This is a genomic window from Nocardioides caricicola (assembly GCF_039541135.1).
GTDB classification, from domain to species: Bacteria; Actinomycetota; Actinomycetes; order Propionibacteriales; family Nocardioidaceae; genus Nocardioides; species Nocardioides caricicola.
The window spans coordinates 40,473-57,443 of record NZ_BAABFQ010000006.1 but is presented as its reverse complement, the minus strand read 5'-3'; the positions used below and the strand labels follow the sequence as shown (position 1 = coordinate 57,443).

Sequence of the window (16,971 nt, the reverse complement as noted above, 5' to 3'; positions counted from 1 at the left end):
TGGGTCCGCACCGTGACGAGCTGCTGCTGCGGCTCGGGGACCTGCCGGTGAAGGGCTACGCCTCGCACGGCGAGTCGTGGTCGTTCGCGCTGGCGCTGCGCCTGGCGTCGTACGACCTGCTCCGCGCCGACGGGGACGACCCGATCCTGATCCTCGACGACGTGTTCGCCGAGCTCGACACCGAGCGGCGCGCCCAGCTCGCGGACCTGGTCGCGGGCGCTGAGCAGGTCCTGGTCACCGCGGCGGTGGGCGCCGACGTGCCCGAGGCGCTGGCCGGGGTGCGCTACCGCGTCGCGGGCGGGGAGGTCACCCGTGAGTGACGACGCGAGCGAGGAGGAGGTCGAGCGGTCCGACGACGGCCTCGACCTCGCCCGCGCGATCACCCGCGCCACCGCGAAGTCGACCCCGGCCGCGCGGGCCCGGCGGCGCACGCGGGACAAGCCGACGCGCGGCCGGGTGACCGGCGCCCACCCCGACGATCGGGACCCGCAGCTGCTGGACAGCACGCTCGGGCGGCTGGTCGCCGACCACGGGTGGGAGCTCGACCTGCGCGTCCACGGGGTCTTCGGCCGCTGGGCCGAGCTGGTCGGCGACGACGTCGCGGCGCACTGCACGCCGGAGTCGTTCGCGGACGGCAAGCTCGTGGTCCGCACCGACTCCACCGCATGGGCCACCCAGCTGCGGCTGCTCGCCCCCACCGTCGTACGCCGCCTCAACGAGGAGCTCGGGCACGGCACCGTGACCGTGATCGACGTACTCGGACCCCACCTGCCGACGTGGAAGAAGGGCCCCCGGTCGGTGCGCGACGGGCGCGGGCCGCGCGACACCTACGGCTGATCCGCGCCGGGCAGCCTGAGGCGTCCTGGCGGGTGCACAGCCATACCGGGACCTGTCCGCACCCCTGTTCGGGCCCCGGAGGCGCGCTCACGGGACGCCTGTGGCCCGATTTCGTCCCCAGATGTCCCTCCTGTGGAGGTGGACACGTGGAACACGGCCCTCAGAGGGCTATCATGGGGCTTGGCCGTCCAGCCCTCGCGCTGCGGCCATCTCCATGTCACGACTCCTTGTCACGACCCCGTGTCACGACCAGGTCCACAGCCGCAGAAGAGGTACGCGTGAGCGACGTCAGCCCCGTCGAGCCGGACGAGTCCCCCACTCCCACGCCCGCCCCCTCGGCCCTGACACCCACCAAGCGGGTGGAGACCGAGTACGACGCCTCCGCGATCCAGGTCCTCGAGGGCCTCGAGGCGGTGCGCAAGCGCCCCGGCATGTACATCGGTTCGACCGGTGAGCGCGGGCTGCACCACCTGATCTGGGAGATCGTGGACAACGCGGTCGACGAGGCCCTCGCCGGTCACTGCGACCGGATCGTCCTCACGCTCCAGGCCGACGGCGGCGTCCGGGTCGAGGACAACGGCCGCGGCATCCCGACCGACACCGCGCCCGGCCAGGAGCTCCCGGCACTGACCCTCGCCCTGACCGTCCTGCACGCGGGCGGCAAGTTCGGCGGCGGCGGCTACAAGGTCTCCGGCGGTCTGCACGGCGTCGGCGTCTCGGTCGTGAACGCGCTGTCGAGCCGGGTGCTGGCCGAGGTGAAGAACCGCGGCCACCTATGGCGCCAGACCTTCACCGTCGGCGTCCCCGACGGTGAGCTCGAGAAGGTCCGCCCGATGGAGCCGGGCGAGAGCACCGGCACCGCGGTCACGTTCTGGGCCTCCCCCGACATCTTCGAGACCACGTCGTACTCCCTCGAGACGATCACCTCGCGGATCCGCGAGATGGCGTTCCTCAACAAGGGCCTGGAGATCGTCGTCCGCGACGAGCGCCCGGCCGCCGACGAGATCGTCGACGCCGTCGAGGACGACACGGTGGCCGGCGACGTGGACTCCGACCGCGCCGACGGGATCAAGCGCGGCGAGGGCGGCGGCATCGAGCAGGTCTTCAAGTACGACCGCGGCCTGGTCGACTACGTCGAGCACATCAACCGCAAGAAGCAGCCGGCGAACCCGTCGGTCATCTCGTTCGAGGCCGAGACGCCCGACAACGTCGAGAACCACATGAGCCTCGAGGTGGCCATGCAGTGGAACGTCTCGTTCAACGAGTCGGTCCACACGTTCGCGAACACCATCAACACCCACGAGGGCGGCACCCACGAGGAGGGCTTCCGCGCGGCTCTCACCTCCCTGGTCAACAACTGGGGCTTCGAGTGGGGCCTGATGAAGAAGCAGGAGGACCGGCTCACCGGCGACGACATCCGCGAGGGCCTGACCGCGATCATCTCGGTCAAGCTCGGGGAGCCGCAGTTCGAGGGCCAGACCAAGACCAAGCTCGGCAACACCGAGGCCAAGGGCTTCGTGCAGCGCGTCGTCAACGACCAGCTCGGCGCCTGGCTCGAGCAGAACCCGGCCGAGGGCAAGGAGATCATCCGCAAGGCCCAGGCCGCCGCGACCGCCCGCATCGCCGCCCGCAAGGCGCGCGACCTCGCGCGCAACCGCAAGGGCCTGCTCGGTGGCGGCGGGCTTCCCGGCAAGCTGTCGGACTGCCAGTCGACCAACCCCGCCGAGTGCGAGGTCTTCATCGTCGAGGGTGACTCCGCCGGCGGCTCGGCCCGCCAGGGTCGCGACCCCCGGATCCAGGCGATCCTCCCGATCCGCGGCAAGATCCTGAACGTCGAGAAGGCCCGCATCGACAAGGTGCTGGCCAACACCGAGGTGCAGTCGATCATCTCCGCGCTCGGCACCGGCATCCAGGACGAGTTCGACATCGACAAGCTGCGCTACCACAAGGTCGTGCTGATGGCCGACGCCGACGTCGACGGCCACCACATCAACACCCTGCTGCTCACGCTGCTGTTCCGCTTCATGCGGCCGCTCATCGAGGGCGGCTACGTCTACATGGCTCAGCCGCCGTTGTACCGGCTGCGGTGGAACAAGCCGCACGAGCACGAGTTCGTCTACTCCGACTCCGAGCGCGACGCGCTGCTGCGCGACGGCCAGGAAGCCGGCAAGAAGCTCCCCAAGGAGAACCCGGTCCAGCGCTACAAGGGTCTCGGCGAGATGAACGCCAAGGAGCTGTGGGAGACCACGATGGATCCCGAGCAGCGCCTGATGCTGCAGGTGACGCTCGACGACGCCGCCCACGCGGACGAGATCTTCTCGATCCTGATGGGCGAGGACGTCGAGCAGCGCCGCTCCTTCATCCAGCGCAACGCCAAGGACGTCCGATTCCTCGATATCTAGATCTCTAGCAAGAGAACTAGATACGGGAAGAGACGACGAGAGAGAGCAAGACCTTGACTGAGACCCCCACCGGCGGCGGCCGGATCGAGCCCGTCGAGCTGCAGACCTCGATGCAGCGGGCCTACATCGACTACGCGATGGCGGTCATCGTCGGCCGCGCGCTGCCCGACGTCCGCGACGGCCTGAAGCCGGTGCACCGCCGGGTGCTCTACGCGATGTACGACGGCGGCTACCGCCCCGACCGTGGCTTCTCGAAGTGCTCGCGCGTCGTCGGTGACGTGATGGGTCAGTACCACCCGCACGGCGACACCGCGATCTACGACACCCTGGTCCGCCTCGCGCAGCCGTGGGTCATGCGCGCGCCGCTGGTCAACGGGCAGGGCAACTTCGGCTCGCCGGGCAACGACTCCGCCGCTGCGATGCGGTACACCGAGTGCCGGATGGCGCCGCTGGCCATGGAGATGGTCCGCGACATCAACGAGGACACCGTCGACTTCCAGCCCAACTACGACGGCCGCTCCGAGGAGCCCGTCGTGCTCCCCTCGCGGTTCCCGAACCTGCTGGTCAACGGCTCGGCCGGCATCGCGGTCGGCATGGCCACGAGCATCCCGCCGCACAACCTGGGCGAGGTCGCCGAGGGCGCCAAGTGGGCGCTCGAGAACCCCGACGCCACCCGCGAGGAGCTCCAGGAGGCGCTGCTCGAGCGGATCAAGGGCCCGGACTTCCCGAACGGCGCGCTGATCGTCGGTCACCAGGGCATCGAGCAGGCCTACCGCACCGGCCGCGGCTCCATCACCCAGCGCGCGGTGATCGAGGTCGACGAGGACGCCAAGGGCCGTACCTGCCTGGTGATCACCGAGCTGCCGTACATGGTGAACCCGGACAACCTGGCGCTGAAGATCGCCGAGCTCGCCGACACCGGCAAGGTCCAGGGGATCTCCGACGTCCGCGACGACACCTCCGACCGCACCGGCCAGCGGCTGGTCGTCGTGCTCAAGCGCGACGCGGTCGCCCGGGTGGTGCTCAACAACCTGCTCAAGCACACCGAGCTGCAGACCAACTTCAGCGCGAACATGCTGGCCCTGGTCGACGGCGTGCCCCGCACGCTGTCGATCGACCAGTTCATCAGCAACTGGGTCACCCACCAGATCGAGGTCATCCGCAGGCGTACCGAGTTCCGCCTCCGTGAGGCCGAGAAGCGCGCCCACGTGCTGCGCGGCCTGGTCAAGGCGCTCGACCAGCTCGACGAGGTCATCGCGCTGATCCGGCGCTCGCCCGACGTCGCCGAGGCGCGCGAGGGCCTCATCGCGCTGCTGGAGATCGACGAGATCCAGGCGACCGCGATCCTCGACATGCAGCTGCGCCAGCTGGCCGCGCTGCAGCGCCAGAAGATCATCGACAACCTGGCCGAGATCGAGCTCGAGATCGCCGACCTCGAGGACATCCTCGCCAACGTCTCCCGGCAGCGGCAGATCGTCGCCGACGAGCTCGGCGAGATCGTCGAGAAGTACGGCAACGACCGGCGTACCCAGATCATCGCGGCCGACGGCGACCTCTCGATGGAGGACCTGATCCCCGACGAGGACCTGGTCGTCTCCATCACCCGCGGCGGCTACGCCAAGCGCACCCGCGCCGACCAGTACCGCACCCAGAAGCGGGGCGGCAAGGGCGTGCGCGGCGCGACGCTCCGCGGCGACGACGTGGTCGAGCACTTCATCGCGACCACCAACCACCACTGGCTGCTGTTCTTCACCACGGCCGGCCGGGTCTACCGCACGAAGGCGTACAACCTCCCCGAGGCGTCGCGCGACGCCAAGGGCGGTCACGTCGCCGGGCTGCTGTCGTTCCAGCCCGACGAGAACATCGCGCAGGTGCTGGCGATCCGTGACTACGAGCAGGCGCCGTACCTCGTCCTCGCGACCCGCAAGGGCCTGATCAAGAAGACCCGTCTCGGCGACTACAACAGCCCCCGCCAGGCCGGCGTCATCGCGATCAACTTCCGCGACGAGGACGACGAGCTGATCGGCGCCGAGCTGGTCAACGCCGAGGACGAGATCCTGCTCGTGTCGCGTCGCGGCCAGGCCGTGCGCTTCAAGGCCGACGACGCCCAGCTGCGGCCGATGGGCCGGGCGACCTCCGGCGTCCGCGGCATGGACATCGCCGCCGAGGACAACGTGCTCTCGATGTCGGTGATCCGGGCCGCGCAGGCCGCGACCGAGGAGTCCGAGGAGAACATCCAGTACGTCTTCACGATGACCGACGGCGGCTACGCCAAGCGCAGCCGGATCAGCGAGTACCGCCTCACCAACCGCGGCACCAAGGGCGTCAAGGCGATGACCCTGACCAACGAGGACCGCGGCGGCCTGGTCGGCGCGTTCATCGTCGAGGACGGCGACGAGATCCTCTCGATCACGCAGGGCGGCCAGGTCGTGCGCAGCCCGATCAACGCCGACTTCCGCCCGACCGGGCGCTCGACGCAGGGCGTGAAGTTCGTGACGCCCAAGTCGGGCGACGCGGTCGCCGTCGTCGCCCGCTCGGTCGAGGCGCGCGAGGAGGACGAGGAAGGCGTCGAGGCAACCGATCAGGCTGCCGAGTCGTCCGATGAGGGTACGGATGCAACAATCGACGCGTCCGCCGGTGCGGAGACCGAGCCCGGGTCGGACACCGACGGAGAGAGTGAGAGCTGATGACCGACGGCCAGGACACTGCCGTCCGCCCGCCTCTGAGTGAGCGGATCTCGGCGAAGTTGTCGAACGCCGCGGACGAGCACCGCGCGAACGCCACTCCCGAGTCCGCCAAGCAGGCGAAGAAGGCCGCCGCCGGCCGCAAGCCACCGCGGCGGGCCCGGCTCCGGCTGACCCGGATCGACCCCTGGTCGGTGATGAAGACCTCGTTCCTGCTGGCCATCGCGTTCGCCGTGGTCACCGTGGTCTCGGTCTTCATCATCTGGTCGGTCCTCGCGGCCGCCGGGGTCTGGGACTCGATCAACGACACCGTCCAGGACGTGGTCGGCGGCGAGGAGGCGGCCGGCTGGGACGTCGAGAAGTACGTCGGCCTGTCCCGCGTCATGGGCTTCACGATGCTCGTGGCCGTGGTCGACGTCATCCTGATCACCGCGATCGCCACCCTCGGTGCGTTCCTCTACAACATGTCGGCGGCGCTGCTCGGCGGTGTGGAGCTGACGCTCGCGGAGGACGAGCGCTGACCTGCCGGTCCTGAGGACTCCCCCGTTTTGTCGGTCGTTCGGCCGCTGGGGTAGTGTTCAGCCTCGGTTCGGGGCCTATAGCTCAGACGGTTAGAGCGCTTCCCTGATAAGGAAGAGGTCACAGGTTCAAGTCCTGTTAGGCCCACCACCCGGCCCGGTCACCGGGCGAAGCCCGATCCTCTGGGAGTCACCATGAAGAAGATCCTGCTGCTGGTCCTCCTCGTGGGTGTCGGCCTCGTCGTGAAGCGCAAGATCGACGAGGGCAAGAAGGAGCAGGCGCTCTGGGCCGAGGCCACCGACTCGGTCTCCCGCGGCTGACGCCGCTTCTCCTCGGGCCCGATCGGGTCCACCCGGGGCCTTGGCGCAATTGGTAGCGCACCTGCTTTGCAAGCAGGGGGTTAGGGGTTCGAGTCCCCTAGGCTCCACCACTGCTCGACCTTCGGCCGCTCTCCGCCGAGACCCCGGAGACGTTCCGCCCGCGTGTCAGCCCCGCGCGTGCAGGTCGCGGACCGTCGGCGAGGTCTCCACGGTGCTCGGGTCCGGGTAGGTGCCGAGCAGCCGGTCCGCCGTACCCGCCGTGGTGACCGTGAACCAGTAGTGCTCGTTCTTGTAGTGGTGCAGCCGGTGGTTGCGCCACACCGAGCGGAACCAGCGCGAGCGCGGCCGGTAGTCGCTGTGCACGAGGTAGTGGGTCCACTCGTAGCCGAGCTTGATGCCGTAGACCGACACGAGCAGCGTGAGCATGCTCGTCGTCGTCGGCGTGACCAGCCACGCGACCACGACGTACGCCGGGAGCAGCCACAGCAGTGCTCGCCAGGGGATGAACACCAGTGGGAGGTCGCGCGGGTCGGCGTGGTGGGCGCGGTGCTCGCGGGCCAGCAGGGAGTCGATCTCGAGCGGACCGAGGCGGCGCGGGCGCCAGTGCAGGATGCACACGTGGATCACCCACTCGATGAGCGGGAAGGCGGCGACGAGCGCGACCGGGATCAGCGGCTCCCACCGGGCGCCGCCGCCGACCGCGACCCGGCCGGCGACCGCCGCGACCAGGAAGGTCGAGATCATCCACGGGCTCGGCGCCCGCCAGAACGCCCGCCAGGCGCCGCCGAGCGAGACGTTGGTGCGCCGGGACCCGGTGATCCGGGCCTCGTCGGCGGCGAGCCGCTGCGCGGCCAGCCGGTCGATGTCGGTCATGACTCCTCCAGTGCCTCCAGGGCGGACAGGATCGAGGTGGTCGCCGGGCGGAGCACGCGGTCCGCGGCGGCGCGTGCGGTCTCGGGGTCGCCCGCGCCGATCGCGGCGGCGAGCAGCCGGTAGGCACCGGGCTGCCCGACCTCGGCGGCCATCAGCGGCGCGAGCGCCTCGAGGGCGGGCTCGTACGCCGCGCGCAGGCTGTTGAACATCAGGCGGAAGACCATCGAGTCGGCCGCGTCGACCACGTGGTCCCAGAACGCGAGCGCGTGCTGCTGCTGCTCGACGCCGTCGTCGGTGGCGGCCAACGCGTCGACGGACGCGGCGAGCAGCGCCTCGAGCGGGGGACCCCCACGCTCGGCGGCCAGCACCGCGACGCCGGGGCCGACCACGAGGCGCGCCTCCAGGATGCTGCGCGCGACCGCCGCGTCGACCCGCCCGCCGCGCACCAGCAGCAGCGGCAGCAGGTCGAGGCCGCCGTACCTGCGGAAGTCGCGCACCGTGGTCGCGCCGCCGTGCCGGACGTCGAGCAGCCGGGTCTGTGTCATCCGCTGCAGGGCCTCGCGCACCGCCGGCCGGGAGACGCCGAGGACCTCGGCGAGGCGGCGCTCGCTGGGCAGGGCCTCGCCGGCGCCGATGCCGCCGTCGACGACCTCGGCGAGCACCTGGTCGAAGACCTCGTCGGGGACGGAGCGGCGGGTCACGGGCGTCAACGGCATCCCCCGACCGTACCGGAGGTCAAGTGGTCTGACCAGTAGGGTCGGGCGTACGCTGGGACCGTGTCCGGCAAGCTCGCTCCGCGGTACTGGGGCGCGCATCTCGTCGCGCTGGTCTGTGTCGGCACCGCGATCGGCCTGGGCCTGTGGCAGTACGCCGCCTGGCAGGCGCACCGCGAGGCGGAGGCGACCGACCTGACCGGTGCGCGCGCCGTCGCGATCACCGACGTGCTGGGCCCCGACGACCCGTTCCCCGGCGACCAGGTCGGACAGCCGGTACTGCTGGACGGCGACTGGGTGCCCGAGGGCACGGTGTTCGTCTCCGGACGCGAGCACGACGGCAGCGCCGGCTACTGGGTCGTGACCCCCGTGTCGGTGACCGGGACCGACGCCGCCATCCCGGTCGTGCGCGGCTGGGCGCCGACGGTCGAGCAGGCGCCCGCGCCCCCGACGGGACCCGCCACGGTCGAGGGCTGGCTCCAGCCGGGCGAGGGCACCGGTGAGATGGACGACGACCCCGGCGACGACGTACTGCCGCAGCTGCGCCTGGCCGACGTCATCCAGCACGTCGACCAGGACCTGTACGGCGGGTACGTCGTCGCGACCGAGCCCGGCGACGGCCTCGAGGCCGCCACGCTCGAGCAGCTCCCCGAGGTGGGCGCGACCACGGGCCTGAAGAACTTCCTCTATGCCGTCGAGTGGTGGATCTTCGGGCTCTTCGCGGCGTTCATGTGGTGGCGCTGGGTGCGCGAGGTCACGGAGCCGGCACCGTCGGTGGAGGCCGGGGACGAGGCACCGCAGGACCACCCGGTACCGTCGGGATCGTGAGCCAGAAGCCCCCCGTCGACCCCGAGCTCCGGCGCCCGCTGCTGGCCTACCGCGTGATGGCCACGATCGTCGGTGTGCTGCTCGTGGTGCTCGTGCTGATCGGCGTGCCGCTCGCCAACTTCGACGGCACCGGCATGTGGGGCATCTTCTCCAGCACCCCCGAGATCTGGGAGGCCGGCTCCGGCGCCCACGACCTGGGTGAGGGGATCACCGAGTACCTCGGCGTCGCCCACGGCTGGCTCTACATGATCTTCCTCGTCAGCGCGTTCATCCTCTCGCGCAAGGCGCGCTGGCCGATCGGGTTCACTCTCGTGACGCTCGTGTGCGGGACCATCCCGATCCTCAGCTTCTGGGCCGAGCACCGCGCGACGGCGCGGGTCCGCGCCGAGCACCCGGCGCAGGTGGAACACTCCCCGGTGTGACGACTGCGTTCGTGCTCGGCGGCGGCGGGGTCCTCGGCGCCGTCGAGGTCGGGATGCTGCGTGCGTTGTTCGAGCGCGGCATCCGCCCCGACCTGGTCCTCGGCACGAGCGTCGGCGCCCTCAACGGCGCCCTGGTCGCACGGCAGCCGGACCTGTCGGTGATCGACAAGCTCGGCGCGCTGTGGCAGTCCGCGGCCGGCTCGGGCCCCGACGTGTACGGCGACTCCCCGCTGCGCACCGTGCGCCGGGCCGTGAAGACCGGCACCCACCTGTGGTCCTCCAAGCCGTTGCAGCAGGCGCTGGAGGAGGAGTTCGGCGACGTCACCATCGAGGAGCTCCCGGTCCGGTTCCAGGTCTGCGCGGCCAGCATCGAGCGCGCCGCCGAGCACTGGTTCGAGTCCGGCCGGCTCGTCGACGCGGTGGTCGCCAGCGCCGCCGTACCGGGCCTGCTGCCGCCGGCGAAGGTCGGCGACGAGCACTACCTCGACGGCGGCATCGTGAACTCCATCCCGCTGGGCCGCGCCGTCCACCTCGGGGCGTCGCAGGTGTTCGTGCTCCAGGTCGGGCGCATCGACCGCCCGCTGAGCGTGCCGAAGCGGCCGTGGGAGGTCGCCCGGGTGTCGTTCGAGATCGCGCGGCGGCACCGGTTCAACCGCGAGCTCGAGGAGCTGCCGGCCAGCGTGACCGCGCACGTCCTGCCCGCGCGGGGCACGTCGAGCCGGGACGACTCCCTGTTCGGCAGCCGGGACTTCGCGGGGGTGCAGGACCGGATCGACGAGACCTACCAGGCGTGCGTCGACTACCTGGACGAGCACCTGCCGTGACCTGGGTCGTCCGGCGGATGGTGATCGCGCCGCTCCTCGTCGTCGGGATGGTGCTGCTGTGGATCACGCTGCCGCTGTGGCTCATCGCCGCCTCGGCCGCGTCGCCGATCCTGCCCGGCCGGCTCCGCCCGCTGCGCATCATGTGGGTCGCGATCGTCTACCTGAGCTGCGAGGCGCTGCTGCTGGTCGTGCTCTTCGGGCTGTGGATCGCGTCCGGCTTCGGGTGGAAGCTGCGCTCGCCGTACTTCGAGGGCATCCACTACGACCTGGTGCAGGGCACGATGTGGGTGTTCTTCCGGGAGGCCCGGCGGGTGCTGCGGCTGCGGATCGAGACCGAGGGCCCGGCGCCGGACGCACACCCGGGCCGGCCGATCCTGGTGTGCTGCCGCCACGCCGGCCCCGGCGACTCGTTCGTGCTGATCCACACCCTGATGGCGTGGTACGACCGCGAGCCGCGGGTCGTGCTCAAGGACACCCTCGCGTGGGACCCCGCGATCGACGTGCTGCTGAACCGGATCCCGGCGCGCTTCATCACCCCGAACCCGGCCGAGGGCGCCCGTCTGGAGGACCAGATCGCGATGCTCGCGACCGACCTCGACGCGAACGACGCGTTCGTGATCTTCCCGGAGGGCGGGAACTTCACCCCGGGCCGGCGGCAGCGGGCGATCGACCGGCTGCGCAAGCTCGGGATGGAGCGGATGGCGCAGCGCGCGGAGCAGATGATCCACGTCCTCGCCCCGCGGCCCGGTGGGTTCCTCGCGGCGCTCGACGCGGCGCCGGAGGCGGACGTGGTGCTGGTGGCGCACACCGGGCTCGACCACCTGGTCACCGTCGGCGACATCTGGCGCGAGCTGCCGATGGACAAGCGGATCGTGATGCGGTGGTGGCAGGTGCCCCGCGAGGAGATCCCGGAGAGCCGGGAGGAGCGGATCGACTGGCTGTTCGCCCGGTGGGAGCAGATCGACGCCTGGATCGAGCAGAACCGGCCGGTCGATCTGACCGGCCGGTCCTGACTACCGACTGCTACTTCTTGTCGAGGTCGACGACGTCGGCGGGGTTGTCGGGGGTCGTCGCCGGGTGCGGCGCCTCCGCCTGGTCGGCGATCGCCTCCGTCGGCGTGGCCCCACCCTCGTCGTTCGGCGTCACCGGGCGGGCCGGCGGTGCCGGGGTCGGCGTGTAGGAGGACTGCCAGTTCTGGCTCTCGGATCCGCTGCGCAGCTTGTTGGCGACGAAGGCGGCGCCTGCGGCGACCCCGGTGACCAGCAGGAGCTTGCGGAAGCGGTGCTTCTTCTTCGTCGGGGTCGCGGCCTGCTCGGCCTTGGCCGCGACGTCGTCGGCGGCCTGGGCTGCCTTGTTCGCAGCCTCCGCGACCTTCTCCGCCGCGAGCGCGGCGCCCGTCGCGATGACCGGGGCGGCCTTCGCCCGGGCATCGGCGATCGCGGGGCCGGCCTTGGCCTTGGCGTCGGCGAGCGCGGGCCCGGCCTTGTCCTTCGCGGAGGCCACGGCCGTCTCGAGCTGGGGCTTCACCTGGTCGACGTACTGCGTGACGGTGTCGCTCGCCTGGTCGAGGAGGGACTTGTTCTTGCGCAGACCCATCTGGCACTTCCTCTCGTCGTGTCCTGTCTTCTTCGATCATGGCACCCCGTCTCGAACCGGAGGCCCGAGGCGAGCGGCTGGACCCTCGTGCAAGGATCGGACGGCACAACCAGATCGAGGTACGCCTAGTGGTGTACCCCTTTGACGTGAGAGGCACTCATGGCTGACCTGCAGGCCGTACTCAAGACCAACCGGGGCGACATCACGCTGAACCTGTTCCCGGACCACGCCCCCGAGACGGTCGCGAACTTCACCGGCCTCGCGGACGGTTCCAAGTCCTACGACGCCGGCAACGGCCGCTCGGGCCCGTTCTACGACGGCCTCGGCTTCCACCGGGTCATCGAGGGCTTCATGATCCAGGGCGGCTGCCCGCTCGGCACCGGCACCGGCGGTCCCGGCTACACGTTCAAGGACGAGCCGCACCCCGAGCTGGTCTTCGACAAGCCGTACCTGCTCGCGATGGCGAACGCCGGCCCGGGCACCAACGGCTCGCAGTTCTTCATCACCGTCGGCGCGACCACGTGGCTGAACTTCAAGCACACGATCTTCGGCGAGGTCGCCGACCAGGCCTCGCGCGACGTCGTCGACGCGATCGCCACCACCGCGACCGGTCCGGGCGACCGCCCGGTCGACCCGGTCGTCATCGAGACCGTCGAGATCGTCCGCGGCTGACCTTGACCGACGTTCCACCTCCCGAGACCGGGGTGCCGACCTGCTACCGGCACCCCGGCCGGGAGTCGCACATCCGCTGCCAGCGCTGCGACCGGCCGATCTGCCCGGACTGCATGCGGGACGCGGCGGTGGGCTTCCAGTGCCCGTCCTGCGTCGACGAGGGGATCAAGGCCACGCGCAGCGCCCGAACGGCGTACGGCGGGCTGCGGCCCACCAACGCCTCGGTCACCTCGATGGTGCTCGTCGCGATCAACGCCGCGGTGTGGTTCGCGATCTTCGTCACCGGCGGCTCCGGCAGCCGCCTCGTCGACCTGCTCGGGCTGCGGCCCAACGGCCTGTGCCGGCTCGGACCGGGCGCGTTCGACGTCACCGAGGCGATGTGCACCGCGCAGGGCGGCGAGTGGCTGCCCGGGTTCGCCGACGGCGCCTACTGGCAGGTGCTCACGTCGGGGTTCACCCACGTCGCGATCACGCACATCCTGTTCAACATGCTCGCCCTCTGGGTGATCGGCCCCCAGCTCGAGCTCGCGCTCGGCCGGGCCCGGTTCCTGGCGCTGTACGTGCTCTCGCTGCTGGCCGGCTCCGCCGTCGTCCTGTGGGCCGCGCCGGAGTTCCAGGTCACGCTCGGCGCGTCGGGGGCCATCTACGGCCTCTTCGCCGCCCTGATCGTCGTGGCCCGCAAGGTCGGCGCGGACATGCGCTCGCTGTGGGCGCTGATCGCGGTCAACGTGTTCATCACGTTCGCGGTCCCCAACATCTCCTGGCAGGGCCACCTCGGTGGCTTCGTCGGCGGCGCGATCGTCGCCGCCCTGCTCGTCTACGCCCCGCGCGGCCCCCGGCGTACGACGTTCCAGGTCTGTGGACTCGTCGCGGTCTCCGGCTTCCTCGCGCTGGCGATGGTCCTGCGCGCCGCCGCCCTCGCCTGAGCCGATCCCGCTTGTAACGCGGGGTTACGCCCTCTGGGCACCCTGATATTTCGGGGTGACCAGTGGTCCTAACCCCGCGTTACCTGCGGCGGTTTGACCGGCTCGCGACCGGGGGAGATTCCTCCACACCTGTGCACACACCTGTGGAGAACTACATCGGTGTAGTTCTGTCCACATGCTTGTCCCCAGATGTGCAGAAAGCCGGCCGGTCCGCGTGGGACCGACCGGCTCCTGGGGAGAGACGAGGGGCTGGGGCTACTCCCAGCGGGTGGCGAACGTGAAGCCGATCGCCATGAACCCGATGCCGACGAACAGGTTCTTCTGGCCCAAGTCGTTGAAGACCGGGATGCTCGAGATGTCGTCGCTGAAGACGTAGTAGGTGCAGATCCAGATCAGGCCGACCAGGAAGCAGCCGAGCATCCCGACGACGACACCTCGGCCGCGGCCGAGCGGCGTGGAGGGGTGCGCCGAGACGACCAGGCCGAGGAAGATCAGGCCGAAGCCGATCAAATAGTTCCAGTTGCCGAGGTCGGCCATGAACTTCGGGGACCCGGCGTCCGGCACGGGGAACGCGGTCGGGTCGACCCGGACCGCGACGTAGTAGTACGTCATCCACGCGATGCCCAGCACGATCGCCACCAGCGCGACGATGAACCGCACGGTGAAGATGGGGCCCCGCACGGGGGCGAGAGGGTCGAGCTTGGCCTTGGCCACGGGTGCTCCTGGGGTCGTTCGTGTGCCTGACAGTTCGTCGCCGGTGCGGAGATCGCACGGGTTCCGGGCTACCTTAGTCGTCGTGACCGGCGGATCCCACGCGAGGCCCCCGGAGCCGTCCGGCTCCGAGGACGCCCCGTCGCGCCTGTTCCGGCGTACGCCGCACCGCCCGCGCGGCCGGTGGCGTCTCGGGACGCCGCTGGTGATCGCCCTGTGCGGTGCGCTGTTCGTCGTGAGCGCCGCGAACAGCGGCGGCACCGACCTGCGCCCGGGCCGCTACACCGACCTCGCGGCGCTGGTGAAGGACGAGGCCGACGAGACCGCCGAGCTGAAGGAGCGAGTCGCCGACCTGAACGCCGAGGTCGACTCGCTGAGCCGCTCCATCAGCGACCGGGACGTGAAGCGGTACCAGCACAAGGTCGCCGAGCTCGAGGACCCGGCCGGCATGGTCGAGCGGATCGGGCCCGGCGTCACGGTGACCCTCTCGGACGCGCCCGAGGACGTCATCAACTCCACCACCGGCGACATCGACCCGCTGCTGGTGCACCAGCAGGACATCCAGGCGGTCGTCAACGCGCTGTGGACGGGCGGGGCCACCGCGGTCACCATCGCCGGCCAGCGGATCGTGTCGACCACCGGCATCCGGTGCGAGGGCAACTCGGTCCAGCTCCAGGGCGTGCCCTACCCGCAGCCGTACGTCATCCAGGCCGTCGGCCCCCAGTCCGGCCTCCTCATGGCGCTCGAGGAGGACGGCTACGTCTCGGCGTACCGCGAGGACGCCGAGGACCCGGAGATCTCGGTCGGCTGGGAGCTCGAGCTCGAGGACGAGGTCAGGGCGCCGGGGTTCGACGGCCTCCGGGACCTGAACTACGCCGTCCCGCTCGCCGCGCAGGGGAGCTGACCGGCGGCAGTCCCCGCTCGGTGATCGGCGGGATCGTCTCGGTCGGGGTCTCCGACGGCGTCTCGCTCGGCGTCTCGGACGGCTCGACGAACGACGACACCTCGATGGTGACCGTCGAGCCCTCGGTCGGGGTGTCCCCAGCGCCGGGGCTCTGCTTGATCACGGTGCCGGCCGGCTCGGTCGTGTTGGCGTTCTCGATGACCCGCGGGACGAAGCCGGCGTTGCGGATCTCCTCCTTCGCCTGCGCCTGCGGCAGCCCGACGACGTTCGGCACCTCCTCGCGACCGTCGGAGAAGTACACGATCACCGTCGTCCCCTCGGCGACGACCGCGCCCTGCGACGGGTCGGTGCGGACCACGACGTCCTTGAGCTCGTCGGACTCCTCCTCCTCGAGCGTGACGTCGAAGCCCATCGCCTGCAGCCGGTCCTGGGCGTCCAGCTTGTCCTGGCCGATCACGAACGGCACCTCGACCTCGGGCTTGCCGAGCGAGATCACGTAGCTCACCGGCGTCTCCGGGTCGACGAACTGGTCGGCCGACGGCGTCTGGGTGATGACCCGGCCGGCCTTGACCGTGTCGCTGTTCTCGCGCTCGGTCGGCCCGACCGCGAGGCCGGCCTCCCCGATCGCGGCGCGCGCCTGCTTGTCGGTCAGGCCGGTCACGTTCGGCACCGGCACCTGCTCGGGCGCCGACTCGAACAGCTTCGGCAGCAGGAAGTACGCCGCCGCGACCAGCACGACGACCAGCAGACCGAGCGCGATCCACAGCCTGGCCCGGCTGCCGGAGTCGTCGTCCTCGGGCGGGTACGCCGCGATCGCGGCGGTCTGCCCGGTGTACGCCGGCTGCTCCACCGGGACCGCCGGCGGGATCGGCGCCTGCACCGGCAGGCCGGAGAGGTAGCGCTCGATGTCGGTGCGCATCGCGGCCGCCGACTGGTACCGGTCCTCGACCCGCTTGGCCAGCGCCTTCATCACGATCGCGTCGATCTCGGGCGCCAGCTCGGTGTCGTGGTCCGACGGGGGCACGGCGGGCTCGCGCACGTGCTGGTAGGCGACCGCGACCGGGCTGTCGCCCACGAACGGCGGCCGCCCGGTCAGCAGCTCGTAGAGCAGGCAGCCGGCGGAGTAGACGTCCGAGCGCGAGTCGACGGTCTCGCCGCGGGCCTGCTCGGGGGAGAGGTACTGCGCGGTGCCGACCACGGCTGCGGTCTGAGTCATCGTCGACGACGCGTCGCTGATCGCGCGGGCGATGCCGAAGTCCATGACCTTCACGTCGCCGCTGGGCGTGAGCATCACGTTGCCGGGCTTGATGTCGCGGTGGATGATCCCCGCGCGGTGGCTGTAGTCCAGCGCCGACAGCACGCCGCTGGTGATCTCGAGCGCCCGCTCGGGCAGGATCTTGCGGCCCTCGCGCAGGATGTCGCGCAGCGTGCGGCCGGCGACGTACTCCATGACGATGTAGGGCTGGGAGACGCCGGACCCGTCGCTGGCCGGCTCCTCGCCGGTGTCGTAGACCGCCACGATCGCCGGGTGGTTGAGCGAGGCCGCCGACTGCGCCTCGCGGCGGAACCGCGCCTGGAACGTCGCGTCGCTGGCGAGGTCCGTGCGCAGCCGCTTGACCGCGACCACGCGACCGAGCCGGCTGTCGGTGCCCTTGCGGACCTCGGCCATGCCGCCGCGGCCCAGGAGCTCGCCGAGCTCGTAGCGACCGCCGATCAGGGGCGGGTCTTGGTTGTTCATCC

General features: G+C 70.9%; 17 protein-coding genes, 2 tRNA genes and 1 pseudogene. 15 read left to right on the top strand and 5 right to left on the bottom strand.

The features are described from left to right. The 8 genes and pseudogenes from ABD875_RS11660 to ABD875_RS11625 all read left to right on the top strand — a co-directional run. Positions 1-320, top strand: a pseudogene (locus tag ABD875_RS11660) (DNA replication/repair protein RecF); the annotation flags it as partial. After that, positions 313-837 (top strand): DciA family protein, encoded by a 525-nt coding sequence (locus ABD875_RS11655; protein ID WP_345176505.1) that lies wholly within the window; start codon positions 313-315, stop codon positions 835-837. The pseudogene ABD875_RS11660 and the gene ABD875_RS11655, both read left to right, overlap by 8 nt. Positions 838-1,115: 278 nt before the next feature. After that, positions 1,116-3,239, top strand: coding sequence for a DNA topoisomerase (ATP-hydrolyzing) subunit B (gene gyrB / locus ABD875_RS11650; RefSeq protein WP_379187258.1), 2,124 nt, complete (start codon positions 1,116-1,118; stop codon positions 3,237-3,239). A 53-nt stretch (positions 3,240-3,292) separates the two neighbouring features. Next, positions 3,293-5,926: a DNA gyrase subunit A gene (gene gyrA / locus ABD875_RS11645; protein WP_345176502.1), complete on the top strand. Its 2,634-nt coding sequence runs from the start codon at positions 3,293-3,295 to the stop codon at positions 5,924-5,926. Further along, positions 5,926-6,444, top strand: coding sequence for a DUF3566 domain-containing protein (locus ABD875_RS11640; RefSeq protein WP_345176499.1), 519 nt, complete (start codon positions 5,926-5,928; stop codon positions 6,442-6,444). Before gyrA ends, ABD875_RS11640 begins: the two co-directional genes overlap by 1 nt. A 71-nt stretch (positions 6,445-6,515) precedes the next feature. Beyond that, positions 6,516-6,592 (top strand) — tRNA-Ile (locus ABD875_RS11635). 44 nt (positions 6,593-6,636) lie between these two features. Then, positions 6,637-6,762, top strand: coding sequence for a DLW-39 family protein (locus ABD875_RS11630; RefSeq protein WP_345176496.1), 126 nt, complete (start codon positions 6,637-6,639; stop codon positions 6,760-6,762). Between the two features lie 34 nt (positions 6,763-6,796). After that, positions 6,797-6,872: transfer RNA gene (locus tag ABD875_RS11625), tRNA-Ala, on the top strand. Positions 6,873-6,927: 55 nt separating this feature from the next. Here ABD875_RS11625 and ABD875_RS11620 read toward each other — a convergent pair. Further along, the gene (locus tag ABD875_RS11620) at positions 6,928-7,635 is read right to left on the bottom strand and encodes a sterol desaturase family protein (protein WP_345176493.1); all 708 of its coding nucleotides are present in this window, start codon (positions 7,633-7,635) and stop codon (positions 6,928-6,930) included. After that, the gene (locus ABD875_RS11615) at positions 7,632-8,351 is read right to left on the bottom strand and encodes a FadR/GntR family transcriptional regulator (protein WP_345176489.1); all 720 of its coding nucleotides are present in this window, start codon (positions 8,349-8,351) and stop codon (positions 7,632-7,634) included. The genes ABD875_RS11620 and ABD875_RS11615 overlap by 4 nt, the downstream gene beginning before the upstream one ends. A 60-nt stretch (positions 8,352-8,411) precedes the next feature. Here ABD875_RS11615 and ABD875_RS11610 point away from each other — a divergent pair, with 60 nt between their 5' ends. From ABD875_RS11610 to ABD875_RS11595, 4 genes are read left to right on the top strand one after another with little or no spacing between them, the layout of a single operon-like run. After that, a complete protein-coding gene (locus ABD875_RS11610; protein WP_345176485.1) occupies positions 8,412-9,176 on the top strand; it encodes an SURF1 family protein in 765 nt (254 codons plus the stop codon). Next, entirely contained in the window at positions 9,173-9,598 is a 426-nt protein-coding gene (locus ABD875_RS11605) for a DUF3817 domain-containing protein (protein ID WP_345176481.1), read from the top strand. The genes ABD875_RS11610 and ABD875_RS11605 overlap by 4 nt, the downstream gene beginning before the upstream one ends. Continuing rightward, a complete protein-coding gene (locus ABD875_RS11600) occupies positions 9,595-10,422 on the top strand; it encodes a patatin-like phospholipase family protein (protein ID WP_345176478.1) in 828 nt (275 codons plus the stop codon). Before ABD875_RS11605 ends, ABD875_RS11600 begins: the two co-directional genes overlap by 4 nt. Continuing rightward, entirely contained in the window at positions 10,419-11,435 is a 1,017-nt protein-coding gene (locus tag ABD875_RS11595) for a 1-acyl-sn-glycerol-3-phosphate acyltransferase (RefSeq protein WP_345176474.1), read from the top strand. The genes ABD875_RS11600 and ABD875_RS11595 overlap by 4 nt, the downstream gene beginning before the upstream one ends. Positions 11,436-11,445: 10 nt before the next feature. Here the strand turns inward: ABD875_RS11595 and ABD875_RS11590 are convergent, their stop codons facing one another. Beyond that, the gene (locus ABD875_RS11590; protein WP_345176470.1) at positions 11,446-12,018 is read right to left on the bottom strand and encodes a hypothetical protein; all 573 of its coding nucleotides are present in this window, start codon (positions 12,016-12,018) and stop codon (positions 11,446-11,448) included. 159 nt (positions 12,019-12,177) lie between these two features. On the opposite strand from ABD875_RS11590, the gene ABD875_RS11585 reads away from it, so the two are divergent. Together ABD875_RS11585 and ABD875_RS11580 are read left to right on the top strand one after the other, a co-directional pair. Continuing rightward, the gene (locus ABD875_RS11585; protein ID WP_345176467.1) at positions 12,178-12,690 is read left to right on the top strand and encodes a peptidylprolyl isomerase; all 513 of its coding nucleotides are present in this window, start codon (positions 12,178-12,180) and stop codon (positions 12,688-12,690) included. 2 nt (positions 12,691-12,692) lie between these two features. Continuing rightward, positions 12,693-13,616 (top strand): rhomboid family intramembrane serine protease, encoded by a 924-nt coding sequence (locus ABD875_RS11580; RefSeq protein ID WP_345176464.1) that lies wholly within the window; start codon positions 12,693-12,695, stop codon positions 13,614-13,616. Positions 13,617-13,871: 255 nt separating this feature from the next. On the opposite strand, the gene ABD875_RS11575 is transcribed toward ABD875_RS11580, so the two are convergent. Further along, entirely contained in the window at positions 13,872-14,330 is a 459-nt protein-coding gene (locus ABD875_RS11575; RefSeq protein WP_345176461.1) for a cell division protein CrgA, read from the bottom strand. An 82-nt stretch (positions 14,331-14,412) separates the two neighbouring features. On the opposite strand from ABD875_RS11575, the gene ABD875_RS11570 reads away from it, so the two are divergent. Then, positions 14,413-15,231, top strand: a complete 819-nt coding sequence (locus ABD875_RS11570; RefSeq protein ID WP_345176457.1) for a DUF881 domain-containing protein — start codon at positions 14,413-14,415, stop codon at positions 15,229-15,231. Here the strand turns inward: ABD875_RS11570 and pknB are convergent. After that, positions 15,161-16,969 carry a Stk1 family PASTA domain-containing Ser/Thr kinase gene (gene pknB / locus ABD875_RS11565; RefSeq protein WP_345176453.1) on the bottom strand — a complete coding sequence of 603 codons (1,809 nt, stop codon included), beginning with the start codon at positions 16,967-16,969 and terminating at the stop codon, positions 15,161-15,163. The two genes, ABD875_RS11570 and pknB, sit on opposite strands and share 71 nt — an antisense overlap. Positions 16,970-16,971: the final 2 nt, after the last annotated feature.

Bases quoted from the DNA above. Each gene is read 5' to 3' on its own strand.
- ABD875_RS11630 (WP_345176496.1), top strand. From the start codon at position 6,637: ATGAAGAAGATCCTGCTGCTGGTCCTCCTCGTGGGTGTCGGCCTCGTC.
- ABD875_RS11585 (WP_345176467.1), top strand. From the start codon at position 12,178: ATGGCTGACCTGCAGGCCGTACTCAAGACCAACCGGGGCGACATCACG.
- ABD875_RS11615 (WP_345176489.1), bottom strand. From the start codon at position 8,351: ATGCCGTTGACGCCCGTGACCCGCCGCTCCGTCCCCGACGAGGTCTTC.
- ABD875_RS11640 (WP_345176499.1), top strand. From the start codon at position 5,926: ATGACCGACGGCCAGGACACTGCCGTCCGCCCGCCTCTGAGTGAGCGG.
- ABD875_RS11590 (WP_345176470.1), bottom strand. From the start codon at position 12,018: ATGGGTCTGCGCAAGAACAAGTCCCTCCTCGACCAGGCGAGCGACACC.
- ABD875_RS11620 (WP_345176493.1), bottom strand. From the start codon at position 7,635: ATGACCGACATCGACCGGCTGGCCGCGCAGCGGCTCGCCGCCGACGAG.
- pknB (WP_345176453.1), bottom strand. From the start codon at position 16,969: ATGAACAACCAAGACCCGCCCCTGATCGGCGGTCGCTACGAGCTCGGC.